This window comes from Massilia rhizosphaerae (assembly GCF_016093545.1).
Taxonomy (GTDB): domain Bacteria; phylum Pseudomonadota; class Gammaproteobacteria; order Burkholderiales; family Burkholderiaceae_D; genus Telluria; species Telluria rhizosphaerae.
The window spans coordinates 102,424-128,394 of the sequence record NZ_JADKYX010000004.1; the positions used below are offsets into that span (position 1 = coordinate 102,424).

The 25,971-nt window shown below is 67.0% G+C and carries 23 protein-coding genes; 9 read left to right on the plus strand and 14 right to left on the minus strand.

Going from position 1 to position 25,971, the window contains the following annotated elements:
* Positions 1-3 precede the first annotated feature (3 nt).
* Positions 4-483 carry a type VI secretion system baseplate subunit TssE gene (tssE, locus tag ISF28_RS08250; protein WP_198116686.1) on the minus strand — a complete coding sequence of 160 codons (480 nt, stop codon included), beginning with the start codon at positions 481-483 and terminating at the stop codon, positions 4-6.
* 168 nt (positions 484-651) lie between these two features.
* Here tssE and tssK point away from each other — a divergent pair, with 168 nt between their 5' ends.
* Positions 652-1,986, plus strand: a complete 1,335-nt coding sequence (gene tssK / locus ISF28_RS08255; RefSeq protein ID WP_198116687.1) for a type VI secretion system baseplate subunit TssK — start codon at positions 652-654, stop codon at positions 1,984-1,986.
* Positions 1,987-1,995: 9 nt separating this feature from the next.
* On the opposite strand, the gene ISF28_RS08260 is transcribed toward tssK, so the two are convergent.
* Together ISF28_RS08260 and ISF28_RS08265 are read right to left on the minus strand one after the other, a co-directional pair.
* A complete protein-coding gene (locus ISF28_RS08260) occupies positions 1,996-3,411 on the minus strand; it encodes an MFS transporter (RefSeq protein ID WP_198116688.1) in 1,416 nt (471 codons plus the stop codon).
* 1 nt (position 3,412) lies between these two features.
* Positions 3,413-4,255, minus strand: a complete 843-nt coding sequence (locus ISF28_RS08265; protein WP_198116689.1) for a TauD/TfdA family dioxygenase — start codon at positions 4,253-4,255, stop codon at positions 3,413-3,415.
* A gap of 387 nt (positions 4,256-4,642) precedes the next feature.
* Between ISF28_RS08265 and ISF28_RS31020 the strand changes: the two genes are divergently transcribed.
* Entirely contained in the window at positions 4,643-6,268 is a 1,626-nt protein-coding gene (locus tag ISF28_RS31020; protein ID WP_198116690.1) for a methyl-accepting chemotaxis protein, read from the plus strand.
* A 64-nt stretch (positions 6,269-6,332) separates the two neighbouring features.
* Here ISF28_RS31020 and tal read toward each other — a convergent pair whose 3' ends face one another.
* Together tal and msrC are read right to left on the minus strand one after the other, a co-directional pair.
* Positions 6,333-7,262: a transaldolase gene (gene tal, locus ISF28_RS08275; protein ID WP_198116691.1), complete on the minus strand. Its 930-nt coding sequence runs from the start codon at positions 7,260-7,262 to the stop codon at positions 6,333-6,335.
* Positions 7,263-7,392: 130 nt separating this feature from the next.
* Positions 7,393-7,890 (minus strand): free L-methionine (R)-S-oxide reductase MsrC, encoded by a 498-nt coding sequence (gene msrC, locus ISF28_RS08280; protein WP_198116692.1) that lies wholly within the window; start codon positions 7,888-7,890, stop codon positions 7,393-7,395.
* 118 nt (positions 7,891-8,008) lie between these two features.
* Here msrC and ISF28_RS08285 point away from each other — a divergent pair, with 118 nt between their 5' ends.
* Together ISF28_RS08285 and ISF28_RS08290 are read left to right on the plus strand one after the other, a co-directional pair.
* Positions 8,009-8,587, plus strand: coding sequence for a TetR/AcrR family transcriptional regulator (locus tag ISF28_RS08285; RefSeq protein WP_198116693.1), 579 nt, complete (start codon positions 8,009-8,011; stop codon positions 8,585-8,587).
* Between the two features lie 22 nt (positions 8,588-8,609).
* Positions 8,610-9,911, plus strand: coding sequence for an MFS transporter (locus ISF28_RS08290; RefSeq protein ID WP_198116694.1), 1,302 nt, complete (start codon positions 8,610-8,612; stop codon positions 9,909-9,911).
* Here the strand turns inward: ISF28_RS08290 and ISF28_RS08295 are convergent.
* Both ISF28_RS08295 and ISF28_RS08300 read right to left on the minus strand, forming a co-directional pair.
* Positions 9,904-12,345 (minus strand): glycoside hydrolase family 95 protein, encoded by a 2,442-nt coding sequence (locus ISF28_RS08295; RefSeq protein WP_198116695.1) that lies wholly within the window; start codon positions 12,343-12,345, stop codon positions 9,904-9,906. The genes ISF28_RS08290 and ISF28_RS08295 overlap by 8 nt on opposite strands.
* A gap of 96 nt (positions 12,346-12,441) precedes the next feature.
* Complete coding sequence (locus ISF28_RS08300; protein ID WP_198116696.1) at positions 12,442-12,825, minus strand: winged helix-turn-helix transcriptional regulator; 384 nt, start codon at positions 12,823-12,825, stop codon at positions 12,442-12,444.
* A 142-nt stretch (positions 12,826-12,967) separates the two neighbouring features.
* On the opposite strand from ISF28_RS08300, the gene ISF28_RS08305 reads away from it, so the two are divergent.
* Positions 12,968-13,579, plus strand: coding sequence for an NAD(P)-dependent oxidoreductase (locus ISF28_RS08305; RefSeq protein ID WP_198116697.1), 612 nt, complete (start codon positions 12,968-12,970; stop codon positions 13,577-13,579).
* Here the strand turns inward: ISF28_RS08305 and ISF28_RS08310 are convergent.
* The 5 genes from ISF28_RS08310 to pgi form a co-directional block, all read right to left on the minus strand.
* The gene (locus tag ISF28_RS08310; RefSeq protein WP_198116698.1) at positions 13,573-14,160 is read right to left on the minus strand and encodes a YdeI/OmpD-associated family protein; all 588 of its coding nucleotides are present in this window, start codon (positions 14,158-14,160) and stop codon (positions 13,573-13,575) included. The genes ISF28_RS08305 and ISF28_RS08310 overlap by 7 nt on opposite strands.
* A 10-nt stretch (positions 14,161-14,170) precedes the next feature.
* Positions 14,171-15,025, minus strand: coding sequence for an SIS domain-containing protein (locus ISF28_RS08315; RefSeq protein WP_056443340.1), 855 nt, complete (start codon positions 15,023-15,025; stop codon positions 14,171-14,173).
* 10 nt (positions 15,026-15,035) lie between these two features.
* Positions 15,036-16,505: a glucose-6-phosphate dehydrogenase gene (gene zwf / locus ISF28_RS08320; protein ID WP_198116699.1), complete on the minus strand. Its 1,470-nt coding sequence runs from the start codon at positions 16,503-16,505 to the stop codon at positions 15,036-15,038.
* A gap of 231 nt (positions 16,506-16,736) precedes the next feature.
* Positions 16,737-17,633 carry an SMP-30/gluconolactonase/LRE family protein gene (locus ISF28_RS08325; protein WP_229518952.1) on the minus strand — a complete coding sequence of 299 codons (897 nt, stop codon included), beginning with the start codon at positions 17,631-17,633 and terminating at the stop codon, positions 16,737-16,739.
* 19 nt (positions 17,634-17,652) lie between these two features.
* A complete protein-coding gene (pgi, locus tag ISF28_RS08330; RefSeq protein ID WP_198116700.1) occupies positions 17,653-19,317 on the minus strand; it encodes a glucose-6-phosphate isomerase in 1,665 nt (554 codons plus the stop codon).
* A 241-nt stretch (positions 19,318-19,558) separates the two neighbouring features.
* Between pgi and edd the strand changes: the two genes are divergently transcribed.
* The 4 genes from edd to ISF28_RS08350 all read left to right on the plus strand — a co-directional run bounded on the left by edd (position 19,559) and on the right by ISF28_RS08350 (position 23,280).
* Positions 19,559-21,475, plus strand: coding sequence for a phosphogluconate dehydratase (gene edd, locus ISF28_RS08335; RefSeq protein ID WP_198116701.1), 1,917 nt, complete (start codon positions 19,559-19,561; stop codon positions 21,473-21,475).
* A gap of 28 nt (positions 21,476-21,503) precedes the next feature.
* A complete protein-coding gene (eda, locus tag ISF28_RS08340) occupies positions 21,504-22,127 on the plus strand; it encodes a bifunctional 4-hydroxy-2-oxoglutarate aldolase/2-dehydro-3-deoxy-phosphogluconate aldolase (protein WP_198116981.1) in 624 nt (207 codons plus the stop codon).
* A gap of 66 nt (positions 22,128-22,193) precedes the next feature.
* Complete coding sequence (locus ISF28_RS08345) at positions 22,194-22,712, plus strand: Rhs element Vgr protein (RefSeq protein ID WP_198116702.1); 519 nt, start codon at positions 22,194-22,196, stop codon at positions 22,710-22,712.
* Positions 22,713-22,785: 73 nt separating this feature from the next.
* Positions 22,786-23,280 (plus strand): hypothetical protein, encoded by a 495-nt coding sequence (locus tag ISF28_RS08350; protein ID WP_198116703.1) that lies wholly within the window; start codon positions 22,786-22,788, stop codon positions 23,278-23,280.
* A 12-nt stretch (positions 23,281-23,292) separates the two neighbouring features.
* Here the strand turns inward: ISF28_RS08350 and ISF28_RS08355 are convergent, their stop codons facing one another.
* Together ISF28_RS08355 and ISF28_RS08360 are read right to left on the minus strand one after the other, a co-directional pair.
* On the minus strand, positions 23,293-24,264 hold the full coding sequence (locus ISF28_RS08355; protein WP_198116704.1) for a flagellin N-terminal helical domain-containing protein: 972 nt from the start codon (positions 24,262-24,264) through the stop codon (positions 23,293-23,295).
* Positions 24,265-24,430: 166 nt separating this feature from the next.
* Positions 24,431-25,945, minus strand: coding sequence for a tetratricopeptide repeat protein (locus tag ISF28_RS08360; protein WP_198116705.1), 1,515 nt, complete (start codon positions 25,943-25,945; stop codon positions 24,431-24,433).
* Positions 25,946-25,971 lie beyond the last annotated feature (26 nt).

The following is a 25,971-nucleotide window of genomic DNA, read 5'->3' on the forward strand; positions in this document are numbered from 1 at the left end:
GGCCTATGACGCGCTGCGCACGCTCTGGATCGAATAGCGCTGGAGCGATGGCTGGAACACGGCGTTGAAATGCATCGGATCGGCCGCCGGCGCATTCTTCAGTTCGGCGGTGATCACGAAGTCGACCCGGTTGATGGCGCCTTTCCTCGGCTGCAAGGTCGCCGTCACCTTGTGCAGCCTCGGCTCGTGCCGCTCGATCGCCTCGCGGACCGCGGTGCAGATGCGCTTCTGGTCCGCGTCGCTCGTCATGCACATGCCGGCGAAATCGATCAGGCCATAGTTCACGACGGATGCGCCGACCTGGGGATAGCCGGCCAGCGCAGCGGGGAGCAGGGCGGAGCGGGTGTTGAGGAGGGCTTCCAGGTCGCGCGTGATGCTGTCCTTCCACGCGTCGCTCTTGCCGGCCGGTGCGCGGTACGCGCGCGGCGGGGTGTCGTCATCGGCATCCAGACGGTCGAACAAACCTGGCGTGAAACTCCGCATGTTGGTTCCTTTAAGGCAAGCCGCCCTGAAGCAGCGGAAGCGTCATTATTGTCGTCTTGCCGAAAATAAAATTGCGTCCGGTCAACCGCCGGTTGATGCGCCAGATCAATAGTCTCCGCGCAATGCCCGCCATGCTTTCTGGAGTGAACCCTGAACGAGGAGGAAGCGATGAGCTTGGGCGCGAAGATCTTGTGGTCCGAAGGGCTGACGCTGGGTCCCCAGCATTTCCAGAGGCAGGACTTGTACCACGAGACACGGCTGCTCAGGATGGCGTCGGCGCTCAATCCGCATTTCTGGGGTGTCCGCCAGTTGCAATGGAATATGGATGCGCTCGGCCACGACCTGCTCGAGGCCCAGGCCATGTCGTTGATTTTCCAGGATGGGGAAGTCTACGAGGCGCCGGCGACGGATCTGTTGCCGGTGCCGGTCGACCTGACCCGGCTACCGCAGGACATCAATACCTTCACCATCCACGCCGCGCTCCCGACCATCCGGCCCCATGGCGCCAATGCGGAGGAGGGCGGGCGCTACGCGTTGGCCGAGTCCGAAACGGCCGACCTGTTCAGCGACGCGGTGCCGATCGACGTGCCGTTCCTGAAGAAACGGGTCCGGCTCCTGACGCAGGCCGAGCCGCGCGATGGCCACGTCGGTTTTCCCGTGCTGCGCATCCACCGCGACCCGCGCGGCGGCTTCGATGTGGATCCGGCCTTCGTCCCGCCATGCGTGGCGATCGGCGCGGCCCGTCCGCTCCAGCAATTGCTCGACGGCTTGATGAGTGCACTGACGGCCAAGATCGTGTCGCTCCACAACGCGCACCGGAAAACGAACGCGTCCACGTTCGAGGTGCACGCGGGGGACATCACGTCGTGGTGGATGTTGAACATCATCAGCACGGCGAACGCGTCGCTGCAGCACTATGCGCGTTCCCGGGTCCAGCACCCCGAGGACCTGTACGAGAAGCTGCTGGCGCTGGCGGGCGGATTGATGACGTTTTCGGACAGGTACGCGACGGTGGATCTGCCGGCCTATGTCCACGCCGATCCCGGCGTCACGTTCGCGCAACTGGATGCCGTGATCCGCGAGCTGGTCGATACCGTCATCTCGGCCAGGTACTTCACCATTCCGCTCGTCGCGGAAGACAATCGGCGCACGCATTACCGGGGCGTGCTGGATCCATCGAAACTGACCCAGGAGACGCAGCTGTGCCTTGCGGTCAGCGCCGCCATGCCGGCGCTCGAACTGGTGGCGGCCGTGCCGGTCCGCTTCAAGATCGGCTCGCCCGACGATATCGAGCGCATCGTGGCCTCGGCGCTGCCCGGCATCGCGCTCACGCACATGCCGCAGGTGCCGGCGGCGGTGCCCGTGCGTCCGGACACCTATTATTTCCTGCTGTCGACCAGGAACGGCCTGTACGAGAACGCGCTGAAGGCGCAGGCGATCGCGATCTATGCCCCGGCCGGCATGCTCGAGCTGAAAATCGAATTGATCGCGTTCACGCAGTAGATGCCCGGGTCAGCCCCGCGCGCGCTTGTGCAGGCGCGCGAAGCTGATGGCTGCGCCCAGCAGGGCGATGGCGGCCGCCGCCGCGAGGGCGTACGCGGTGCCGTGGCGCTCCGACAGCACGAGGCAGCCGGCCACCAGCGCGGCGCCGCCGGCCTGGCCCGTCAGGCGCGCCGTGGCGACGATGCCGCTCGCGCCGCCGGCCCGTTCGCGCGGCGCGCTGCCCATGATCGCTTTCATGTTCGGCGCCTGGAACAGGCCGAACCCGGCGCCGCAGACGGCCATGCGCCACGCGATGTCGAGCGTGCTGGCGGATGCCGGCATCCACAACAGGGTCAGCATGCCGCCGCACAGCACCAGCAGGCCGATCCCGGCCATCAGCCCGGATTCGAAGCGGTCGGACAGGCGCCCGGAAATCGGCCCCATGACGCCGACCAGGACGGGCCACGGCGTCAGCAGGAAGCCCGTCTCGACGGGCGAACGGCCGAGCACCTGCTCGAAGTGGAAAGGCAGGGCGACGAAGGCCAGGCTCTGGACGGCGAACGTGCACACGGCCGTCAGCGCGGACAGCGCGAACAGCGGCCGCGCCAGCAGGTCGGTCGGCAGGATCGGCGCCGCATGGCCGCGTTGGCGCCACAGCAGCAGCGCGAAGCAGGCGCACGTGCCCGCCGCTTCCAGGCCGAGACGCGCGGGCGCCGCACCGTGCGCCGCGTCGCCCAACAGGAGGATCAGGAGGCCGAACGCGCCCGCATTGCACAGCGCCGCGCCGGCATCGAAACCGTGGGCGGCCGGCGCGTTGTCGGGCAGGACGCGGCGTCCCAGCACAAAGGCGGCCGTGCCGATCGGTACGTTGATGGCGAACAGCCAGGGCCACGATGCCAGCGCCAGGATCATCGACGCGAGCGTGGGCCCGACGGCGAATGCCACCGCCACGACGAGTGCGTTCAGGCCGAAGCCCTGGCCCTGCTGGCGGGCCGGATAGATGGCGCGCATCATGGCCGTCGTGACGCCCATCAGGGCGCTTGCGCCGAGGCCCTGCAGCAGGCGCGCGGCCACGAGCAACGGCAGGTTCGACGCCAGCGCGCATAACAGCGACGCCACCGTGAACACCCCGAGTCCGGTCGTCGCGACGCGCCGGTAGCCGACGCGTTCGCCCAGCGCCGCGAACGGCAGCAGCGTGGCGACCATCGCCAGTTGATAGACGTTGACGATCCAGACGGAGGCGGCGGCGCTGGCGTGCAACTGGCGGGCCAGTTCGGGCAGGGCCGTGTTGGCGATCGCCGTGTCGAGCGACGCCATCGACACGCCCGTCATCAGCGCCGCCATCGCCCAGCGCCGGCGCGCGGGCGGCAGGCCGTCGGACGGGACAGAGGTCGGATGCGGCGCCGCGTCGTGCACGGCGCCGCGGACAAGTATGGTCTCGGTCATGTCAATCCCTGACGACGCCCGACGGGCCGACGCGCTCGGCGTTCGGCACGTCCGAGATGCGGATGCGGATCAGGTGACGGCGCTCGTCCGTGTACGTCGTGCGGCCGTGCAGCATGTGGTGGTTGTCGACCAACATCAGCGTGTCGGTCGGCAGCTGGTCCTTGAAGCGCTCGGCGCGCACCTCGGCCACGTCGTTCATCAGCGCCAGCGCGGCGCGCAGCTCGGGCGTGTCCAGGTCGGGACGGGCGTCCAGGCCCTTCTTGATGGAGTCGTAGCGCCAGCGCATCGTGAAGCGGGTGCCGGGACGTTTGGCCGGGCCGAACACGAGCGCCACGTTCACCTCGACGTTGTTGTCGCCGGCGGCATAGATGGCCGGCACACGGAACGGCACCGGCGTCGTGCTGAGCAGGTCGAACGCCTGGCGGCCTTCGGCGGTCTGCTGCAGTGCTTCATAAATGTCTTCGCCGTCGATCAGCAGCGAATGGCCGCCGTCGCAGCGCGCCGCGTTCACCACGTACAGGATGAATTGCTCTTCCGGCATCGGATAGAACGAGGAATCCGTGTGCATGTCGGCGCTGCCGACGCGCTCGGAAAACGTCGTGAAGCGGCCGTCGATTTCTTCCATCGGACGGGCGCGCACGTCCCAGGCCACGCGGCCCGTGCGCTGGTCGGTCGAGGTCGGGTAGCCCAGCATCAGCGTGAGCGCATACAGCGCGGCGTTACGCCGGTCTTCCGGCAAATGCGCCAGGCCGAGGCCGTGCAATACGATGCCGTGGGCATGCAAGCCGCGCAGTCCTTCCGTCAAATGGGCCAGCGTCGGGACCAGCGCCAATTCATTGCGCAATTCGACTTCGTCGGGGTGCGGGTAAAAGCCGTTGTCATTGAATCCATCAAGGCGATTCGACAATATTTCAAAAATGGAATCGAGATCCGAATTCCATGAAAAGGCGCATTGCGCGAATGCGATTTTGCCGAGGCGGGAAATGGACGTTAGCATGAAAGCTCCGAAAGTTGCAGCGTGGAAAGATCGGTATTCTATGAGATAACGGACTTTTACATTGTTGTATTTGTGTCTTGATATAACCTTATTCAAAAGTGATAATTGACGTTCCGCTTGTCGCAAAAAGTCGACAAGAGTGGAAAACAAGATGTGTAGACATCCCGTCTCGGTTATCATAGTTGATGTGTGGCAACATTGTAACATGCCGATCAACATCTTAAAACGGTCAACATGAGATATTTATCAAGCTTGCGTCTCGCTACGAAACTGGGAATTGCATTTACCGCCGTGCTGGCGATGACTGCGCTTGTTGGAATTGTGGCGATTTGGCAATTAACACAAGTTAATGACATTTCGATGAAATTGTCGGACCACTGGATGCCGAGTATTCGCGTCATCGAAGACATCAAATCGCAGGTCGCCCGAATTCGTACGCGTGAATTGCAATACATCATTTCCAACGAACCGTCGGAAATGGATAAATATGACAAGGTCATCGCGAATGACCTGAAAGACTTACGCAAGATGCAAGACGATTACGAGAAGCTGCAGGAAACGCCCAACGAAAAGCAGATGTATGCGCAGCTGCTCGAGATGTGGGACCGCTACATGATCGAGGACGGCAAGATCCGCGCGGCGGCGCGCGCGAACGACGACGTGCTGGCCAAGAAGCTGATCCGCGGCGAGTCGAACAAGCTTGTCGTCGCGATCCGCGGCCACGTCGACAAGATCGTCGACATGTATACGGAGGGCGGCCGCGCCGCGGCGGTCGAGGGCAATGCGCGCTATACGGCGTCGCGTGTCTGGATCTTCTCGCTGGTGCTCGGCAGCGTCGCGCTGGGCGCGGCCGGCGCCGTGTTCATCACGGGCTGGGTGATGCGCCGCCTGGGCGGCGAGCCGGATTACGCCACCGAGATCGTCACGCGCATCGCCGCGGGCGACCTGTCGGTGCGCGTGGAAACGCGCAGCGGCGACGCATCGAGCCTGTTGTTCGCGATGAAATCCATGCGCGACAACCTGGCGAAGATCGTCGGCGACGTGCGCGGCGCGACCGAGACGATTTCGCAGGCATCCGATGAAATCGCCGGCGGCAACCTGGACCTGTCGTCGCGCACCGAGCAGCAGGCCAGCGCGCTGGAACAGACGGCCGCGTCGATGGAAGAGCTGACGTCGACCGTAAAGCAGAACGCCGACCACGCGGGCCAGGCGAATGCGCTGGCCGACACTGCGGCCGGCGTCGCCCAGAAGGGCAGCGCCGCCGTGGCGCGCGTCGTCGACACGATGGGCTCGATCCACGCGTCGTCGCAGAAGATCGTCGACATCATCGCCGTCATCGACGGGATCGCGTTCCAGACCAATATCCTGGCGCTGAACGCGGCCGTGGAAGCGGCGCGGGCCGGCGAGCAGGGCCGCGGCTTCGCCGTCGTCGCGTCCGAGGTGCGCAACCTGGCGCAGCGTTCCGCCGCCGCCGCCAAGGAGATCAAGGGATTGATCGGCAGCTCGGTGCAGCAGGTCGAGGCGGGCAATCTGCTCGTCACCGAAGCGGGGGCGACCATGAACGAGGTGCTCCAGAGCGTGCAGCGCATGAACGCGATCATGGCCGAGATCAGCCATGCGAGCCGCGAGCAGAGCGCCGGCATCGAGCAGGTGAACCAGGCCATCACGCAGATGGACACGGTGACCCAGCAGAACTCGGGCCTCGTGCAGCAGGCCGCCCGGACGGCCCAGAGCCTGCAGGAACAGGCGGCGGCGCTGGGCCAGCTGGTCAGCGTGTTCCGTCTCGAAGCGTTCGATGCGCCGCAGCCGCTTGCGCATCACGCGGCCCGGCAGCCGATGCGGGCGCTGGCGCGCGCCTGATCCGGCGCGCATCCACGAAAAACGGCAGCCCGCGGGCTGCCGTTTTCGTTTGCGCGGATGCGGATCAGCGCATCTCTTCGATCATCTTTTTCAGCTTGCCGGAATCGGCGCAGAACGCGCGGATGCCCTCGGCCAGCTTCTCGGTCGCCATCGCGTCTTCGTTGAGCATGAAGCGGAACGTCTTTTCGTCCAGCGCGATCTTCTGGATGTCGGCGTTCGTGTCGGCCACCAGCTTGCGCTCGACCGTGCCGTCGGCATCGGCCAGCTTCTGCAGCAGGTCCGGCGAAATGGTCAGGAGGTCGCAGCCGGCCAGTTCCAGGATCTGCGACGTGTTGCGGAAGCTCGCGCCCATCACCTCGGTCTTGTAGCCGAACTTGCGGTAGTACTGGTAGATGCGCTTGACCGACTGCACGCCCGGATCGTCCGCGCCCTGGTAGTCGGTGCCGGTGGATTTCTTGTACCAGTCGTAGATGCGGCCGACGAACGGCGAGATCAGTTGCACGCCCGCTTCGGCGCAGGCGATGGCCTGGCACAGCGAGAACAGCAGCGTGAGGTTGCAGCGGATGCCGTCCTTCTCGAGGATCTCGGCGGCGCGGATGCCTTCCCACGTCGACGCGATCTTGATCAGCACGCGCTCGCGGGCGATGCCCGCCGCTTCGTACAGCGCGATCAGTTCGCGGCCCTTGGCGGCCGTCGCCTGCGTGTCGAACGACAGGGCGGCGTCGATTTCGGTGGACACGCGGCCCGGCACGAACTTCAGGATCTCGGTGCCGAACGCGATCAAGAGGCGGTCGACGATTTCCTCGGTCGACGCGTTCGGGAAGTCGGCGATGGTCTTTTCCAGCAGCGGACGGTATTCCGGCTTCTGGACGGCTTTCAGGATCAGCGACGGATTCGTCGTCGCGTCCTGCGGCGTGTAGGCCTTGATCGACTGGAAGTCGCCGGTGTCGGCCACCACGGTGGTGTACTGCTTGAGCTGTTCGAGTTGGTTCATGATGCGGGCGAAAAGAGGAGTAGGCGGTTATTGTACCAATGGCCGGGTGTGCGATGGTGGGCACGGGGTGCCCACCCTACGATTTCGGTGCCGTAGGGTGGGCGCCCTGCGCCCACCAGACGTTCGCGATTCAACAATCGGTCGCGTCCAAGAATGCCGTGACCATTTTTTCCAGCCCCGCCTTGTCGTCATCGGAAAACCGGTTCAGCGACGGGCTGTCGATATCGAATACGCCGACGAGCCGGCCGTCCTTGACGAGCGGGATGACGATTTCCGAATTCGACGCCGAATCGCAGGCGATATGCCCCGGGAACGCGTGCACGTCGGGCACGACGATGGTTGCGCGCGTGACGGCCGTCGTGCCGCACACGCCGCGGCCGAACGGGATGCGGGCGCAGGCCGGCTTGCCCTGGAACGGGCCGACGAGCAGGTCGGCGCCGGCGCCCGATTTCGCGGGCACGGAGAGGTAGAAGCCGGCCCAGTTCAGGTCGGCGAGCGTGTCGTAGACGAGCGCCGAGAATTGCGCCGCGTTGGCGGTGAGGTCGCGCTCGCCCTCGAGGACGCTGGCGACCTGGCGCACCAGCAGGCCGTAGTCGGGACGGGTGCTGCGTTCGGGATTGATGTGCATGGCGGACGGAGGCTGCGTTGTCGAAAACGCGTATTTTACGGCAGCGTGCCGTTCGGCGCAGGCCGGTAAAATAGATTATGATTGACATCCATAATCGCAACGCACCAGGGGGGACGCCATGCGAGTCAATCGAATCCAGGCGGAAGAAAACCGCCAGGCCGTCATCGACGCCGCCAGCCGCCTGTTCCGCGAACGGGGTTTCGACGGCGTCGGCCTCGCCGAACTGATGGCGGCGGCCGGCCTCACGCACGGCGCGTTCTATAAGCAGTTCAAGTCCAAGGACGACCTCATCGCCCAGGCCTGCGACCGCGCACTGGAAACCGGCATCAACGGCTGGCGCCGGGCGGCATCGGAAGCGGGGGAAAGCGCCTACGCCGCACTCGTGCGCCGCTACCTGACGCCGGGCCACCGCGCTCGCGTGGGCGCGGGCTGCATCATCGCCTCCCTCGGCCCCGACGCGTCCCGCCACGGTCCGGACCTGCCGCGGCATTTCGAGGCGGGCGTCAAGACCTTCGTCGACATCCTCGCGGGCGCCCTGCGCAAGGCGAAGCCGGACGCGACGCCCGACGACGCGCTCGCCGCGTTCGCGACGATGGTCGGCGCCCTGGTGCTGGCGCGCACCGTCGAGGACGAGGCGTACGCCCGCCGCATCCTGGAAGCCGCCGTCGACCGCCTGCTCCCATCCACCGGCGCGTAAGCGCCTGCACCGAGGATCACATATGTTCTCCACCCGTCTCGCCCACCGGATGGGCCGCCACGGCCTGCACTACGGCTGGATCGTCGCCGCGATCACGTTCCTGACGGCGCTGTCGTCGTCCGCCGCGCTCGGCCTGCCCGGCGCGCTATTGAAACCGCTCAGCCGCGAATTCGGCTGGAGCGTCGACCAGATCTCGACGGCGCTGGCCGTCCGCTTCGCGCTGTTCGGCCTGATGGGGCCATTCTCCGCCCTGTTGATGGAGCGCTTCGGCCTGCGCAACGTGATGGTGACGGCGCTGGCCGTCATCGCCGCCGGCCTCGGTCTCGTGCGCCAGATGACGGACTTCTGGCAGCTCGTGTTGCTGCTCGGCGTGATGCTGGGGATCGGTTCCGGCATGACGGCGCTCGTGCTCAACGCCGTCGTCGCCAACCGCTGGTTCGAGCAGCGCCGCGGCCTCGTGATGGGTCTCCTGACGGCCAGTTCCGCGACCGGGCAGCTCGTGTTCCTGCCGATCGGCACGTGGTTGATCGAGCACGGCGGCTGGCGCATGGCGCTTCTTCCCGTGATGGCCAGCTGCGCGCTCGTGGCGGTCCTCGCGCTGCTGTTCGTGCGCGACCATCCGCAGGATCTCGGGCTCGCGCCATATGGCGGCGATACGACGGTAACGCCCGCGGTGCCGGTGCGCGCGCCGATGTCGATCCGCACGCCGTTCACGACGCTCGCCGGCGTGCGCGGCGACCGCGTGTTCTGGGTCCTGTTCGGCAGCTTCTTCATCTGCGGCCTGTCGACGAATGGCCTGATCCAGACCCATTTCATTTCGCTGTGCGGCGACGCGGGCCTCGGCGCGGTCCCGGCCGCGTCCGTGCTGGCGATGATGGGCACGTTCGACCTCGTGGGGACGATCCTGTCCGGCTGGCTGTCGGACCGCTACGACAGCCGCTATCTGCTGTGCTGGTACTACGGCGTGCGCGGGCTGTCGCTGGCCTGGCTGCCGTCGGCCGACTTCACGCTCACGGGCCTGTCGTTGTTCGCCATGTTCTATGGCCTGGACTGGATCGCGACCGTGCCGCCGACCGTGCGGCTGGCCGCGCAGGCGTGGGGCAAGCAGCGCGCGCCGATGGTATTCGGCTGGGTGTTCGCCGGCCACCAGCTCGGGGCGGCCGTGGCGGCGTACGGCGCGGGCCGCATCCGCACGCTGACGTTCAGCTATGCGCCGGCCGTGTACACCGCGGCCGCGGCATGCGGCGTCGCCGCGCTGATCGTGCTGGCGGGACGGCATCGCGTACCTGCCGCGGCGCCGGCCGCCGAGGGCGCAGTCAACTGAGCGCGCTGCCTTCGAGGCGCGCGCGTCCGGACGCATCCAGCTGGATCGTCGCGAGGCGTGCCTTGAACCGCAGCTTGACCGATTGGCCCGGCTTGCCGCGCAATGCCAGGCGCGTCGCGTGGCCGCCGGCCCAGTCCAGGTCGACCTCGATGCCGGCGCGGGCCCGCACGCCGCGCACGGCACCCTCCGCCCACGCGTGCGGCAGCGCCGGCAGGATGCGCACTTCGCCGCCCCACGATTGCACGAGCATCTCCAGGATGCCGGCCGCGCCGCCGAAATTGCCGTCGATCTGGAACGGCGGGTGCGCGTCGAACATGTTCGGGTAGGTGCGGTCGGGATCGAGCAGGCCGCGCAGGATGCGGTAGGCGTGCTCGCCTTCGCCCATGCGCGCCCACAGCGCCAGGCGCCACGCGGTGGCCCAGCCCGTGGACATGTCGCCGCGCGTGTTCAGCGACACCTTGGCCGCCGCGATCAGCTCCGGCGTGTCGCGCACGTTGATCTGTTCGCTGGGGTAGACGGCGTACAGATGCGACACGTGGCGGTGATGCTGTTCCGGCGCCTGCGCATCCCAATCGTCCAGCCATTCCTGCAACTGGCCCTGGGCGCCGATGCGGTCCGGCGCCAGGCGCGCCCGTTTCGCTTCCACCGTGTTGCGGAAATCCGCGTCGGGGTCGCGCAGCGCGGCGTGCGCCGCGAGGGTCCACGCGAACAGGTCGCGCACGATCTGGCGGTCCATCGCGGGTCCGGCGCACACGGCCACGCCCGGATGGTGCGTGTTCTCCGGCGAGATCGACGGCGACGTGACGAGGCCGCGGCCATGCGGATCGTCGACGAGCACGTCGACGAAGAACAGCGCCGCACCTTTCAGGACGGGGTAGATGCGGCGCAGGTACGCTTCGTCGGGCGCGTAGTCGTAGTGGTCCCACAGCGTCTTGCACAGCCACGCGCCGCCGCAGGGCCACATGCCCCAGTTCGGGCCGTCGATGGGCGCCGCCGCGCGCCACAGGTCCGTGTTGTGGTGCGCGACCCAGCCGCGCGCGCCGTACGAGTCGCGCGCGACGTCCGCGCCGGTGACGGCCAATTCCTCGACCATCGCCACCAGCGGCTCCACGCACGGCGCGATATTGGCCGCTTCCGCCGGCCAGTAGTTCATCTCCGTGTTGATGTTGATGGTGTACTTGCCGCCCCACGGCGGGTTCGTCCCCTCGTTCCAGATGCCCTGCAGGTTGGCCGGCTGGCTGCCCGGCCGCGACGACGCGATGAGCAGGTAGCGGCCGTACTGCAGGTACAGCGCGGCCAGCGTCCCGAGCGCGGCGTCGTCGGCCTGCGGGACGGCGGCGATGCGCGCGTCGGTCGGCAGGGCGGCATCGTCGTGGCGGCCGATGCGCAGGGACAGCCGGCCAAACAATGCGCGGTGCGCCTGGACGTGGTCGGCGCGCAGGCGCGCGTAAGGCTTGCGCGCGGCCGCGTCGACGCGCTCGCGCACGGCCTTGACCGGATCGCCTTTGACGTCGCGGAAGTTCACGAAGCTGGTGGCCGCGCCGATGAGCAGCGTGACGTCGCGCGCGCCGCGCACGCGCAGGCGGTCGCCGGCGGCCTCGATCTTGCCGTCGCCGACGGCCAGCACGCGCACGGCGAAGCGCAGGGCGCCGGCCACGCCGGCATTGTCCGCATTGCGGCCTTCGACGAGCAGGGCGCGCGGGCCGTCCGGGCGGATCGACAGGCTGGCCGGCCGCTTGGCTTCCAGCAGATCTTCCCTGACGTCCCAGGCGGCGCCGGTGCCTTCGGCCTTGTCCCGGCCATACTGGGCTTCGTGCGGATGGCGGTAGCCGACGTCGAAGTCGAGCGGGCCGCCGGTGGCCCGCAGGTGCAGCACGATCACTTGGTCGGGCGCGCTGGCGAAGACTTCGCGCACGTGGCGCGCGGCGCCGCTGGTGAAGCGCGTGGTGGCGATGGCGCTGTCGAGGTCCAGCGTGCGGCGGTAGCCCTTGGCGCCGTCGACGCCGTGGAAGTCGAGCAGCAGGTCGCCGGCCGCGCCATAGGGCATCTGCGTGGCCGGTTTCGAGATCATGTCGCGCGCCACCAGGTCGCGCGCCGCTTCGAACTTGCCTTCGTCGATCAGCGCCCGCACGCGGGGCAGCGCGGTCTTGAAGGCCGGATTGTCGAAGCGGTACGGGCCGCCGGCCCATAGCGTGTCTTCGTTGAGTTGCAGGCGTTCCTGCAGCGGGCGGCCGAACACCATTGCGCCGAGCCGGCCGTTGCCGACGGGGAGGGCCTCGACCCATTGGCGCGCCGGGCGCTCGTACCACAGCGCCAGCTTCTCGCGCTCGCCGTCGCCGCGGGCGACGACGGTGGCGCCGGCCAGGCCGGGATACGCCGCCGCGAGACCCAGCGTGGCGAGCACGCGCCGCCGGGTGGGATTGATGCGTTTCACTGCTGTCTCCTTGTTATCGTGCCGAGCGCACGATGCTAACAGCTTGACGGCGGCGGATATATATCGATAAAACTCAATCGTATGACGATTTTTGCGTCAGCGCGGGGAGGCCGTCCGGTATTCCCGGCGCGCCTCGCACACGTGGCGATGATGCTCGTCGGCCCAGGCGACGAGGCCCTTCATTGGGACGAGGAAGGAGTGGCCCAGCGGCGTGAGGTCGTATTCGACGCGGGGCGGCACTTCCGGATACACGGTGCGGCGCACGAAGCCGTCTTCTTCCAGGCGCTTGAGCGTGAGCGACAGCATCTGCTTGGAGATGTCGCCCAGTTCGCGCATGAGTTCATTGAACCGTTTCGTACCGCCGACGAGCGCGTCGAGCACGAGGAGGCTCCACTGGTCGCCGATGCGGTCCAGCACGTCGCGGATGGGACAGGGTTGTTCGAAGCCGCCGTTTGCGGCAAGAAGATTCGTCTTGGCCATGATGTTTTCGGGGTAACGGTCAGTTCGCGCTGACCTGATCACGCCGCGCTGACTTCTTGTGCGGCATCCACAGACTAGCATAAGATGCCTTTGCGGTCTCGTTTTTAGACCTGTTCTCAACCACAGACTTATGGAGTCTCACATGGCACGCATCGCTCTCATCGGCGCTTCCGGCAACGTCGGCACGCGCATCCTCGACGAACTCGTTTCGCGCAACCACCAGGTCACGGCCATCGTCCGCGATCCTTCGAAAGTGCCGGCACGCGCGGGTGTGACGGCGGTGCGCGGCGACGTCGCCGACGCGGCCGGCCTGGCCGAGGTGCTGAAGCGCCACGACGCCGTGATCAGTGCCGTGCGCTTTCTCGACAGCGAGCCGGATGCGTTGATCGATGCGGTACGCAAGTCCGGCGTTAAACGTTATCTCGTCGTGGGCGGTGCGGGCAGCCTGTTCGTCGCGCCGGGCAAGCGCCTGGTCGACCAGCCCGAATTCCCCGCCGCGTACAAGGCCGAGGCGACGAAGGGCGCCGACTTCCTCGACGCGCTGCGCGGCGCGAGCGACCTCGATTGGACGTTCATCTCGCCGTCCGCCCTGTTCGTGCCGGGCGAGCGCACCGGCAAATTCCGCCTGGCCCAGGACGAGCTGCTGGTGGGCGAGAAGGGCAGCACGATCTCGTACGAGGATTACGCGGTCGCGCTGGTCGACGAGATCGAGACGCCGGCGCATGTGCGGCAGCGGTTCACGGTCGGTTATTGACGCTTGGCCGGCTGCCACTCGTCGAGCCGCCGCCCCTCCGCGCACGCGTCGATCAGCCGCTCGAGCCGCGCCGCCCGCGTCTCCGGCTTCTTCGCGCTCGTCACCACGTGCAGCATGCGCTTGCGATAGCTGGGCGGGCACGCTTCGAAGAAGGCCCACGCGGCCTTGTGGCGCTTGAAGCGGGCGAGGTCCGCGGGTTCCAGTTCGGCGGGCGTTTCGCGCTCGTGCGAATACACGCGCGAGCGGTGTTCCGAGCGCAGCGCGAACGCCGCTTCGCCCGCCGGCGTCATGAGGCCTTGTTCACGCAGCTTCGCGATCTTGTCGATGTTCACCGCGCTCCAGATCGAGCCGGCTTTGCGCGGCGTGAAGCGGATCGTGTAGGTATCGGCGTCCACGCCCTTGCGTACGCCGTCGATCCAGCCGTAGCACAGCGCCTGGTCCACCGATTCGGCCCATTTCATGCACGGCTTGCCCGTGCCGACCTTGTGAAACCCGACGAGCAGCTCGCGCGCCTCGTGCGCGTGCGCGGCGAGCCAGGCGCGGAAGTCTTCCGGTGTCTCGAAGAAGACCGGCGCCGACATGTGCTGGACGTCAGCCGATGAAGGAATCGAACTGCAGGTCGAACTCCTGCAAGGCCTTCTGCGCGTTCTGCATCTTCTTGCGGAATTCCGGACCGCGCTGCAGCGCGAGGCCGACCGCCAGCACGTCGATGACGACGAGGTAGGCCAGGCGCGCGGAGATCGGCGTGTACGGGTCGATCGCGAACACGAGATCGATCGGAATCAACAGGCTCGCCATCTCCGCGAGCGGCGTGCCGGACGGCGCCAGCACGATCACTTCGGCGCCGCCGCGGCGCGCCAGTTTCGCGGAGCGCGTCAGCGACGGATTGTTGCCGCGCTGGGAGATCGCGACGAGTGCGTCGCCTTCGCGCAGCAGCGCGGCCGCGATGGCGTGGATCGCCGGGTCGGTGTAGGCGACGGTCGGCACGCCCGAGCGGAAGAATTTGTGTTGCGCGTCGGCCGCGACGAAGCCCGACGTGCCCTGGCCGTAGAACTCGATCTTGTTGGCGCGCGACAGGATGTCGAGCGCCTTCTGGATCAGCTCCGGTTTCAGGTTGTTGCGCAGGTCCAGCAAGGTGTTGATGGAGCGGCTGCAGATCTTGTTGACGAGGTCCGCGGCCAGGTCGTCCTGCGCCGGCTGCTCGGTCGCTCCCGGCAGCGCCAGCGCGAGGCCCTGCGCGAGCTTCAGCTTGAACTCGTGCCAGCCGTCGTAGCCGAGCGTGCGGCAGAAGCGCACGACGGTCGGCTCGGACACCTGCGCGCTGCGCGCCAGCGCCGTGATGTTCTGGCTCACGGTGGCGCTGGGCGCGGCCAGCACGGCGAGCGCCACCTTGCGCTCGGACTTGGACAGCGAGTCGAGCTGGGTACGGATGGAATCGAGCAGCACGGCGGTTCCTTTAGTCTTCCGGCAGCGCCTCTTCGCGCCACTGCAGGCCGTCGCGGCCGATCAGTGCGGAAGCGGCGGCGGGGCCCCACGTGCCCGACGTGTACGGGACCGGCGTCGTGTCGTCCTGTTCCCAGTAGGCGAGGATGGGCTCGACCCATTCCCACGCGGCTTCCAGCTCGTCGCCGCGCATGAACAGCGTGAGCTGGCCGCGCAGGACGTCCAGCAGCAAGCGCTCGTACGCTTCCATGCGCGGCGATTTGAACTGTTCGCGGAAATCGAGTTCGAGTTCGGCCTGCTTCAGGCGCATGGAATCGCCCGGCGTCTTGGCCATCAGGTTCATCGACAGGCCTTCGTCCGGCTGCAGGCGGATCACGAGGCTGTTCGGCTGGAAGCTCGACGTCGGCTGGTTGAAGATCGAATGCGGGATCGGCTTGAAGCGCACGACGATCTCGGCCAGGCGGTCGGCCATGCGCTTGCCGGTGCGCAGATAGAACGGCACGCCGGCCCAGCGCCACGTGTCGATTTCGGCCTTCATGGCGACGAAGGTTTCCGTCTTCGACTGCTTGGGCGCGCCCGGTTCGTCGCGGTAGCCCGGCACCGGCTGGCCGTCGACATAACCCGAGCGGTACTGGCCGCGCACGATGTTCTGTGACAGCGTCGTCGGCGTGAAGCGCTTCAGCGAGCGCAGGACCTGCAGCTTGGCGTCGCGCACGGCGTCCGGCGCGATCGACGTCGGCGGCTCCATCGCGACGATACACAGCAGTTGCAGCAGGTGGTTCTGCAGCATGTCGCGCAGGGCGCCCGAGTTGTCGTAATAGCCGAGGCGGTTGCCGACGCCGATCTTTTCGGCGATGGTGATCTGCACGTCCGAGATCCACTCGCGGCGCCACAGCGGCTCGAACAGGATGTTACCGAAGCGCAGGGCCAGCAGGTTCTGCACGGTTTCCTTGCCGAGGTAGTGGTCGATCCGGTAGATCTGCGATTCGGCGAAGACCTTGCCGACGTCGGCGTTGATCTGCTTGGCGGACGCGAGGTCGCGGCCCAGCGGCTTTTCCAGCACGACGCGCGACTCCGGCGTGGCCAGGCCCACCGCGGCCAGGTTTTCGCAGATCGTGGCGAACAACTGCGGCGGCGTGGCGAGGTAATACACGCGCGTGAGCGACGGATCGTTGCGCAGCGCCTCGGCGAGCGCGGCGTAGGTCGCCACGTTGCCGGCGTCGACGGCGACGTAGGTGATGCGGTCCAGGAACGCCTGCCACGCGGCCGCGTCGACGTTTTCCTTCACGTGCGGCTTCGCATGGGTCTCGACCATCTCGATGAACGCTTCCTGCGACATGGCGTCGCGGCCGACGCAGATGATGCGCGCCGTCGGGGGCAGGTCGTTGCACACGTCACGAGCATACATCGCCGGCAACAGCTTGCGCATCGCGAGGTCGCCGCTGCCGCCGAAGAAAACGAGATCGAAATCGGAAAGAGCCATGGTGTCTGTCGAGGAGTGAAATGCTGTAAATTTACTACACGAATATTGATAGCGCAAGAAAATTTACTACGTCGCAGGATGTGGCTGGGGACTATGTTGCCACATCCGTGTGCGCGTGGGCGCGAGGGAAAACGGCATCGTCGTGCACGCGTCTTGGTGGGCACGGGGTGCCCACCCTACGGTACCAATCGTAGGGTGGGCTCCCCGAGCCCACCATGCGCATCCGAAAAATCAACTGCGGTATTCGGCGATCTCGATGCCCGGCACGTCGACGGCGAACGCGAGCACCTTGCCGCTGTGCGGATACTTTGCCAGCTCTTCTTTCGAGCGCCCCTTGCTGGCGCTGGTGACGTACAGCGTGCGCAGGTCCGGCCCGCCGAACGCGAGGCTCGTCGGGCAGCGCACCGGCAGTTCGACTTCCTGCAGCAGCTCGCCCGTCGGCGACAGCTTGACGATGCGGCCGCCTTCGTACATCGCGGACCAGTAATTGCCTTCGCTGTCCACGGTCGCGCCGTCCGGACGGCCGCCGTAGTCCGGCGCCTTCTTGTCGTCCGGGAAGGTGACGAGGTTGCGCCGGTTCGACGCCGTGCCCGTCCTGACGTCGTAGTCGTAGGCGTCGACGCGGTGGCTCGTCGTGTCCGAGTGGTACATCGTCTTGCCGTCCGGGCTGAACGACAGGCCGTTCGAGTTCGTCATGCCGCCCGACCAGGCCAGGCGCAGCTCGCCCTTGTCGAGCACATACATCTCGGCCTTCGGCTGGTCGCGCGGTTCGTACATCGTGCCGACCCAGAAGCGGCCGGCCGGGTCAGTGCGGCCGTCGTTGAAGCGCACGATGGCCGGGTCGTACGGCGCCGCCACGATGTCGCTGATCTCGCCCGTCGTCGTGTTCAGGTAGACGAAGCCGGCGCGCGTGGACAGTACGAGGTTGTTGTCCTGGTCGACGGCGATGGCGGAAGGTTCCGTCGCCGTGTTCCAGCGCGAGTACTTGCCGCTCGACGGGTGCAGGCGGTGCACCGACTTGCCGTCGATGTCGACCCAGTACAGCGCGGATTCGATCGCGTGCCAGACGGCCGATTCGCCGACCAGCATCGGCTCGTCGTGCACGATGTGGAATTTTTCGTTTTTCATGGAGCGTCTCCTCGTCTCCTCAAATGGCGGCCTTGGCGCGGGCGATCAGGCCGTTGGTCGAACCGTCGTGCTGCTCCGGATGCGACGCGCCGTTCAGTTCCGCCTCGATCTTCTTGGCCAGCACCTTGCCCAGTTCGACGCCCCACTGGTCGAAGCTGTTCACGTCCCACAGCGCGCCCTGCACGAACGTCTTGTGCTCGTACAGCGCGATCAGGGCGCCCAGCGTCGCCGGGGTCAGGTATTCCATCAGGATCGTATTGCTCGGACGGTTGCCCGGGAAGGTCTTGTGCGGGACCAGGCGCTCGATCTCGGCGGCAGAATTTTCTCCTCCTTGGCCAGCCAGGTCCAAGCGCACCTCGTCCGCCATCTTGCCCTTCATGAAGGCTTCCGACTGCGCGAAGCAGTTGGCCAGCAGCGCGGCGTGGTGGTTGAGGAATTCGTGCGCGGGACGCAGCGCGGCGATGAAGTCGATCGGCGTCACGTCCGTGCCCTGGTGCAGCAGCTGGAAGTAGGCGTGCTGGCCGTTCGTGCCGACGTCGCCCCAGATCACGGGGCCGGTTTCGTAGTCGGTGATGATGTCGCCGGCGCGCGTGACGCGTTTGCCGTTGCTTTCCATGTCGAGCTGCTGCAGGTAGGCGGGGAAGCGGTTCAGGTCCTGGTGGTAGGGCGCGATCGACACCGACGGGCAGCCGAGGAATTCGCGATTCCAGAAGCCGACGAGCGCGAGGATCATCGGCAGGTTCTGCTCGATGGGCGCGGTGCGGAAGTGCTCGTCCAGCGCGTGCGCGCCCGCGAGGAAGTCGGCGAAGTAGCCGTAGCCCACGCACAGCGCGACGGGCAGGCCGATCGCCGACCAGACCGAATAGCGGCCGCCGACCCAGTCCCAGAACGGGAACATGTTGTCCGGGTCGATGCCGAACTTCTTGATGGCTTCCACGTTCGTCGACACGGCGACGAAATGCTTGGCCAGCGCCTGTTCGCCCGACTGCGCCGATGCATGCTTGAGGAACCAGCTGCGCGCCGTGTTCGCGTTCATCATGGTCTCGGCCGTGGTGAACGTCTTGGACGCGATGATGAACAGCGTCGTTTCCGGATTCACGCGCGACAGCGCGGCGTCCATGTCGTGGCCGTCGACGTTGGACACGAAGTGCATCGTCAGGCGCGGATGGGCGAACTGGCGCAGCGCCAGGCAGACCATCTTCGGGCCGAGGTCGGAACCGCCGATGCCGATGTTGACGATGTCGGTGATTTCACGGCCCGTATGGCCGCGCCACTGGCCGCTGCGCACGGCGTCGCTGAACGTCCTGATGCGCTCGAGCACCGCATGCACGTCGTGCGTGATGTCCTGGCCGTCGACCGTGATCTGCTTGTCCTTCGGCGCGCGCAGCGCGGTGTGCAGCACGGCGCGGTGTTCCGTCAGGTTGATCTTCTCGCCGGCGAACATGGCGTCGCGCAGACGCTCCACGCCGCGCTCGCGCGCCAGGTTTGCCAGCAGTGCAAGCGTGCGCCCGTCCAGGCGGTTTTTTGAATAGTCTAGGAACAGTCCGGCCGCATCGGCGGACAGGCGCTCGAAGCGCTGCGGGTCTTGCGCGAACAGGTCGCGCATCTGCCATTGCTTGGCGTCTAGCGCGTGGGTCTGGAGGGCCTGGTAACTGGCGGTGCTGGTCAGGAGTGGTTGGCGCATGGTGTTGGACGGTATGATGTCATTTTATGCAGGTTAGCGAATCATACAGGAACCGGGCGTAAAATCACTACACAAAATCGCCGGTATTCGTCACCGACGGCACGGAGGCATGGTGGGCGCGGGGCGCCCACCCTACGATCCTTCGCATGCTTCGGCCGTCACCTTCGACACATCGCGCCGACATGCGCCCGCGTCCAAAACGTAGTAAAATTTCAGAAATCTAATTCACAAGGAACAGATCATGGCGCTGCACCCCGTAGTAGAACAGGTCACCAACCGGATCATCAAGCGTAGCCGGCCGTCGCGCCAGGCCTATCTCGCGCATCTCGATGCCGCGCGCGTGAAGGGCGTGCAGCGCAGCGTGCTGGCGTGTACGAACCTGGCGCACGGTTTCGCCGCGTTCCCGGCCAACGACAAGCTCAAGCTGCGCGAGTACAAGCAGCCGTCGGTCGCCATCGTTTCCTCGTACAACGACATGCTGTCGGCGCACCAGCCGTTCGAAGCCTACCCCAAGGTCATCAAGGACGCCGTGCGCGAAGTCGGCGCCGTGGCCCAGTTCGCGGGCGGCGTGCCCGCCATGTGCGACGGCGTCACGCAAGGCCAGCCGGGCATGGAGCTGTCGCTGTTCTCGCGCGACACCATCGCCATGTCGACGGCCATCGCGTTGTCGCACAATATGTTCGACGCCAGCCTGTACCTGGGCATCTGCGACAAGATCGTGCCGGGCCTCTTGATCGGCGCGCTGCACTTCGGCCACATCCCGGGCATCTTCGTGCCGGGCGGTCCGATGGCGACCGGTATCTCGAACAAGGAAAAGGCCGCCGTGCGCCAGCGCTACGCGAAGGGCGAAGCCACGCGCGAAGAGCTGCTGGAAGGCGAGGCGAAGGCCTACCACAGCGCCGGTACGTGTACCTTCTACGGTACCGCTAACAGCAACCAGATGCTGATGGAGATGATGGGCCTGCACCTGCCGGGCGCCGCCTTCGTCCACCCGGACACGCCGCTGCGCGAAGCGCTGACCCGCGCCGCGGCCCAGCATGCCGTCAAGATCTCGCAGCAGGGCGGCGAATACATGCCGATCGGCCGCATCGTCGACGAAAAGTGCATCGTTAACGCCATCGCCGCGCTGCACGCGACGGGCGGCTCCACCAACCACACGCTGCACCTCGTCGCGATCGCGCGCGCGGCCGGCATCGTGATCGACTGGAACGACTTCGACGAGCTGTCCAAGGTCGTGCCGCTGCTGACGCGCGTGTACCCGAACGGCGACGCCGACGTGAACTATTTCCAGGCCGCGGGCGGCCCGACCTTCGTCATCCGCGAACTGCTGGACGCGGGCCTCGTGCACGACGACGTCAACACCATCCTCGGCCACGGCCTGCGCAACCACTGCAAGGAGCCGTTCCTGGACGGCGACAAGGTCGTCTGGCGCGACCTGCCGGAACAGAGCGGCGACGAATCCGTGCTGCGCAAGCATACGAACCCGTTCAGCGACAACGGCGGCCTGATCCTCGTGCAGGGCAATCTGGGCCGCGCCGTGATGAAGATCTCGGCCGTCAAGAAGGAGCACCACATCGTCGAAGCCCCGGCCCTCACGTTCGACTCGCAGGAAGAGTTCATGCATGCCTACAAGGCCGGCAAGCTGAACCGCGACTTCGTCGCCGTGATCCGCTTCCAGGGCCCGCGCGCCAACGGCATGCCGGAACTGCACGCGCTGACGCCGGCGCTGGCCAATCTGCAGGACTCCGGCTACCACGTCGCGATGGTGACCGACGGCCGCATGTCGGGCGCGTCCGGCAAGGTCCCGGCCGCGATCCACGTGTCGCCGGAAATCCTGGCCGGCGGCCCGCTGGGCCTCGTGCGCGACGGCGACATCATCCGCGTCGACGCCACCCAGGGCACCTTGGAAGCGCTGGTGCCGGAAGACGTGTGGGTGGCGCGCAAGATGGCGACCGCCGACCTGAGCTCGAACCACATCGGCATGGGCCGCGAGCTGTTCGACGTGTTCCGCAAATCCGTCAGCGCGGCCGAGGAGGGCGCCGCCCACTTCCCGCTGCCGTCGCCGATCGACACGACCGTTCCCCTGCACGAAGGCACCGACAGCGGCGAGATCATGCCCGGTTCGGACGAAGACTTTTTGTTCCGCAAATCCAAATAAGCGAAAGAGCACAACGATGAGTACTGAAATGACCCTGCTGGACATCATGAAATCGGCCGTCGTGATCCCCGTGATCGCGATCGACGATCCGGACCATGCCGTCCCCCTCGCCAAGGCCCTCGTCGCCGGCGGCATCCGCGTGCTCGAAGTCACGCTGCGCACCAGGCACGGCCTGGAGGCGATCCGCGCGATGTCGCAGGTGGAAGGCGCGATCGTCGGCGTCGGCACCCTGACCCAGCCGGAAGAACTGGCCGCGTCGCGTGACGCCGGCGCCGTGTTCGGCGTGTCGCCGGGCCTGACCCCGGCGCTGATCGACGCCGCCAAGAAGAGCGGCCTGCCGATGCTGCCGGGCTGCATGACCCCGTCCGAAGTGATGGTGGCGCGCGAAGCCGGCTTCAAGCAGCTGAAGCTGTTCCCGGCCGTGCCGGCGGGCGGCGTCGGCATGCTGAAGGCGCTGGGCGGTCCGCTGGCCGACATCACGTTCTGCCCGACGGGCGGCATCTCGATCGAGACCGCGCCGCAATTCCTCGCGCTGAAGAACGTCGCGTGCGTGGGCGGCTCCTGGCTGACCCCGGCCGACGCGATGAAGGCCGGCGACTGGGGCAAGATCACCGAACTGGCGAAAGCCGCCGCCGCGCTGAAGGCTGCCTGAGTTCCATCGCCTGCGGCGCAGGTGAGACAAGCGCGGCTCCGGGGCCTGACCCCGGGCGAGATACGCATGGCGTCGCTGCTGTTCGGCGACGCCATCGACTGCGCGCGCGTGCGCGTCCACGGCCGCCGCTACCTGCCGCTGGTGCAGCCGAAAAACTGCGCCATGACGCCCAACGGCAGCATCTATTTCCACCCCTCCTGTTACCTGCCCGACTACGCGGCGGGCGACCCGCACACGATCCACTGGTTCATGCACGAGATGGTGCATGTGTGGCAGCACCAGCTCGGTTATCCGGTGCGGCTGCGCGGCGCCGTCCGCATCGGCCTGTCGTACCGCTACGAGCTGCGTCCCGGTGCCTTGCTGTCCGACTACAACATGGAAGCCCAGGGTGACTTGCTCGCGGATTATTTCGCGCTGAAATACATGGGCAAACCGCGCGTGATGCGCCAGCGCCGCTATGCGGGCCAGCTCGCGTTGTACGAGCAGGTACTGGCGCGCTTCCTGGCCGACCCGCGCGACCCGGACAACCTGCCGCGCGGCGGCGCGCGCCGGCTCGTGCGCATGAAAGCGTCCGTCTCCGCCTGAGCTTGCGCGGCCTCAAAATTGGACAGCGGTGCTGCCGTAGGCTTTCGCCTTGCGCTCATCTTCTGCACGTCCCATGTTCACCTTCCTCCGCAATCGGATTCCGTTTTTACTGGCTTGCGCCTGGCTCGCTGCCGCGCCGGCGCATGCCCGCGTCGGCGAGGCCGAGGTGCGCGAAGGCCCGCGCGGCGGCCCATGCTTCACGATCACCCCGCGCGAAGAACGCCTGGGCACGCCGGATTTCCAGGCGATCGTCGTGTGGGAGGGCGCGCGCCCGGTGTGGAAGATGACGATGCCCAGGGACCGTACGTTTCCCCTCACGTTCGGCATGTGCGTGCCGTACGGCGGCAGGGTGGCGTCGCTGCCGCGCACGGCGTCGGTCCCGTTGGCCCCGGGCCGGGTCTACAGCCTGCGCATCGAGGCGCGGCCGGGCGGCAACGGGCGCACGGCGGCGGCCTACGAGGCCAGGTTCTGCCTCGCGCGCCAGCCCGACGGCCGCGCCGTGGTGCACCAGATCTGGAATGGCGAGCGGGAAGGCCCGCGCCTGTACGGCTGCCTGCCGTCCGACTAGGACGGGCCGCGCTTACTGCAGCAGCGACATGACCATCGACGACATGCCGTTGGTCTGCTTCAGCATGGCGGTGCCGGCCTGCATCAGCATCTGGTTCGACGTCATGCTCGACGATTCGGTCGCGAAATCGACGTCCATGATGCGGCCCGTCGCCGCCTGCGTGTTGCTCGAGATGTTCGCCAGGTTGTTGTAGACGTGATCGAGGCGGTTCGAGATCGCGCCCAGCTTCGAGCGCAGCGCCGACACGGCGTCGATGGCGTCGCTCACGCCCTGGATCGCGGCCGTGGCGTCGGCGGTGCCGTTGTTGGCGGCGTTGGCGTCGCCCGTGCGGTCGGCCAGGGCATGGCCGATGGTCGCGACGGTGGCCGAGCTGTCGCCCGCGAAGCGTCCGGCGACGGCCGGATCGCCGCCGGTCGCACTCCGGATGGCGGTCTTGACGTCACCGAGTTCGGTGGCGAAGGTCGCGCTCATGGTTTCCGAACTGTCGGCGCCGATCTGGAACTTGACGGTACCGTTCAGCTTGCCGGCCAGCGCTGCCTTGGCCGGATTCGCATCCGCCGGGTCGTTCATGTTCAGCAAGCGGGTGCCGCCGAACTTGGTGTTGCTGAAGATATTGGAGAGTTCGTCCGTCAGCGAGTCGTATTCGGCCTGCATCGCCGTCTTGTCGTTGGCCGACGAGGAGCCGTCGGCGGCCTGGGTCGCCAGGTCCTTCATGCGCGTGAGGACGTTGTTGACTTCGTTCAGCGCGCCGTCGGCGGTCTGCAGCATCGAGATCGAGTTCTGGGTGTTGCGCATGGCGACCGCCATGCCGCTCGTCTGGGACTTCAGGCGGGTGGCGATCTGGAGGCCGGCGGCGTCGTCCGCTGCCGAATTGATGCGGTAGCCGGTCGACAGGCGGGTCATCGAGGTCGACAGGGCGGTCTGCGTGTGGCCCAGCGAATTTTGGGCCGAAAGCGAAGCGGGGTTGGTGTGAAGGCTCAGCATGGTCGGTGTCTTGTTGTGCGAAGGTCAAGGAACGTTCAATAACTGTTCCTTAATGACAGGACGACCATATTGTTCGATTTATTAAGTTCCTTGTGGAAATATTTTTCGGATTTACCGATTCGGCACTCATCGGCGCGGCGGATGCGGGGACGCGACGGGCGCGCCGTCACTGCACGCCCAGCGCCCCCAGCCTTTCGCGCGCATGCATCTGCCCCGGCTCCAGCGCCAGCGCCTGCCGGTAATTGGCGATGGCCGCGTCGCGCTCGCCCGTCGCTTCGTACGCCTGGCCCAGGCCATCGTAGAGGAAATCGAAGCGTTCCGGATACAGCTTCACACCCAGCCGGAACACTTGCATGGCGTCCGCCGCGCGGTGCTCGCGCAGCAGCTTCATGCCCCACTCGTGGGCTTGCAGCGGGCCGAGGGCGAGGTCCGGATTTTGCGCGTGCAGGCGTTCGTAGATGGCGGCGATGTGCTCGAAGCCTTGCTGGCCCAGCTGGTCGAGGAAGGTGTCCAGGGTCGGCGGCGCGCTCGCGGCGCGGTGCACGACGAACGACAGGAAGCCGGGCGGCGGACGGTTCGCGGCGAGGGCGTCGTCCAGCTGGCGGCGGGCGGGGGCGTCGTTCTTCAGGCGGGCGTCGAGGAAGCGTTCCACCAGGCGCGCCATCGCGCCGTACGCCTGCGCGACCTGGGCGCGCGTGCGCCCGGCGAAGGCGGCGTCCGGGGCCATGCGCTGCGACCACGACGAAAATTCCAGGTGGCTCGCGGCATCGAGCGTGGCGAGGTAGACGTCGCCATAGCGCATGCGCGCCAGCAGTTCGCTGCCGATCGCGCCTTCGTCCTGCAGGCGCGTCATGTACAGCAGCGGGATGCCCAGGCGTTCCGGCGTGACGTATTTCGCGGCGCGCGGGCCGCCGTTGACGTAGTCGTAGGCGGCGCGCAGCGAGCCGTCCAGGGTGACGAGGGCACGGATGCGGTCGTCGCGGGCCGCGGCCAGCACGCTCGCGAGGCTGCCCCAGCTGTGGCCGACGACGGCGATGCGGCGCGTGTCGGCCTGCGGCAGCGTGTGGGCGTAGCCGACGAGGAAGCCGATGTCGGCGGCCTGCGCCTCCGCGCTTTCGAGGTCGGCCGTCATCGCGTGCGAGCGCGGGCCCAGCGACGGCGTGGCGATCACGATATAGCCATGGCTTGCAAGATACTCGCACAGGTCGGCGTTTTCGACGGCGTAGGCGCTGTGGCTCGGCGCGTAGATCACGACGGGGAATTTACCGGGGCGCTCGGGCGCGTCGCGCAGCGCGTGCATGGGGCTTTGCAGCGCGTGCCGGACCTCCGGGCCGCGCGTCTCGACGAGCGCGTCGGTGGCGCGGCGCACCTGGTCGGGCATGCGGCTGAATTCTTCCTCGGTCGCGACGGTGCTCGCGTAGTCGCGGAAGACCATCGCGCCGCCCGTGCCGATGGCCGGATACCAGATCAGCGTCTGCAGCGGACGCGAACGGTCGCCGCTCGTCGCCTGCGCCGTGACGGGATTGCGCGGGTGCTGGTAGACGCGCGCGCGGTCGTACTGCTGGCGGACGTGGAAACCGACGCGGTAGGGGCCGCTCGGGGCGGTCGGCGTGAAGTCGGCGGCCGTCGCGGTGTGGGCGAGGACGAAGGCGAGCAGCAGGGTGTGCAGGGTCCGGAGCATGTGTCGTGGCCAGTGTTTCTTCGGTT

Excerpts from the sequence above, each read along its gene's own strand:
- tssE (WP_198116686.1), bottom strand. The coding sequence starts at position 483 with ATGCGGAGTTTCACGCCAGGTTTGTTCGACCGTCTGGATGCCGATGAC.
- tssK (WP_198116687.1), top strand. The coding sequence starts at position 652 with ATGAGCTTGGGCGCGAAGATCTTGTGGTCCGAAGGGCTGACGCTGGGT.
- ISF28_RS08260 (WP_198116688.1), bottom strand. The coding sequence starts at position 3,411 with ATGACCGAGACCATACTTGTCCGCGGCGCCGTGCACGACGCGGCGCCG.
- ISF28_RS31020 (WP_198116690.1), top strand. The coding sequence starts at position 4,643 with ATGAGATATTTATCAAGCTTGCGTCTCGCTACGAAACTGGGAATTGCA.
- tal (WP_198116691.1), bottom strand. The coding sequence starts at position 7,262 with ATGAACCAACTCGAACAGCTCAAGCAGTACACCACCGTGGTGGCCGAC.
- msrC (WP_198116692.1), bottom strand. The coding sequence starts at position 7,890 with ATGCACATCAATCCCGAACGCAGCACCCGTCCCGACTACGGCCTGCTG.
- ISF28_RS08285 (WP_198116693.1), top strand. The coding sequence starts at position 8,009 with ATGCGAGTCAATCGAATCCAGGCGGAAGAAAACCGCCAGGCCGTCATC.
- ISF28_RS08290 (WP_198116694.1), top strand. The coding sequence starts at position 8,610 with ATGTTCTCCACCCGTCTCGCCCACCGGATGGGCCGCCACGGCCTGCAC.
- ISF28_RS08300 (WP_198116696.1), bottom strand. The coding sequence starts at position 12,825 with ATGGCCAAGACGAATCTTCTTGCCGCAAACGGCGGCTTCGAACAACCC.
- ISF28_RS08305 (WP_198116697.1), top strand. The coding sequence starts at position 12,968 with ATGGCACGCATCGCTCTCATCGGCGCTTCCGGCAACGTCGGCACGCGC.
- ISF28_RS08310 (WP_198116698.1), bottom strand. The coding sequence starts at position 14,160 with ATGTCGGCGCCGGTCTTCTTCGAGACACCGGAAGACTTCCGCGCCTGG.
- zwf (WP_198116699.1), bottom strand. The coding sequence starts at position 16,505 with ATGGCTCTTTCCGATTTCGATCTCGTTTTCTTCGGCGGCAGCGGCGAC.
- ISF28_RS08325 (WP_229518952.1), bottom strand. The coding sequence starts at position 17,633 with ATGAAAAACGAAAAATTCCACATCGTGCACGACGAGCCGATGCTGGTC.
- pgi (WP_198116700.1), bottom strand. The coding sequence starts at position 19,317 with ATGCGCCAACCACTCCTGACCAGCACCGCCAGTTACCAGGCCCTCCAG.
- edd (WP_198116701.1), top strand. The coding sequence starts at position 19,559 with ATGGCGCTGCACCCCGTAGTAGAACAGGTCACCAACCGGATCATCAAG.
- eda (WP_198116981.1), top strand. The coding sequence starts at position 21,504 with ATGACCCTGCTGGACATCATGAAATCGGCCGTCGTGATCCCCGTGATC.
- ISF28_RS08345 (WP_198116702.1), top strand. The coding sequence starts at position 22,194 with ATGGCGTCGCTGCTGTTCGGCGACGCCATCGACTGCGCGCGCGTGCGC.
- ISF28_RS08350 (WP_198116703.1), top strand. The coding sequence starts at position 22,786 with ATGTTCACCTTCCTCCGCAATCGGATTCCGTTTTTACTGGCTTGCGCC.
- ISF28_RS08355 (WP_198116704.1), bottom strand. The coding sequence starts at position 24,264 with ATGCTGAGCCTTCACACCAACCCCGCTTCGCTTTCGGCCCAAAATTCG.
- ISF28_RS08360 (WP_198116705.1), bottom strand. The coding sequence starts at position 25,945 with ATGCTCCGGACCCTGCACACCCTGCTGCTCGCCTTCGTCCTCGCCCAC.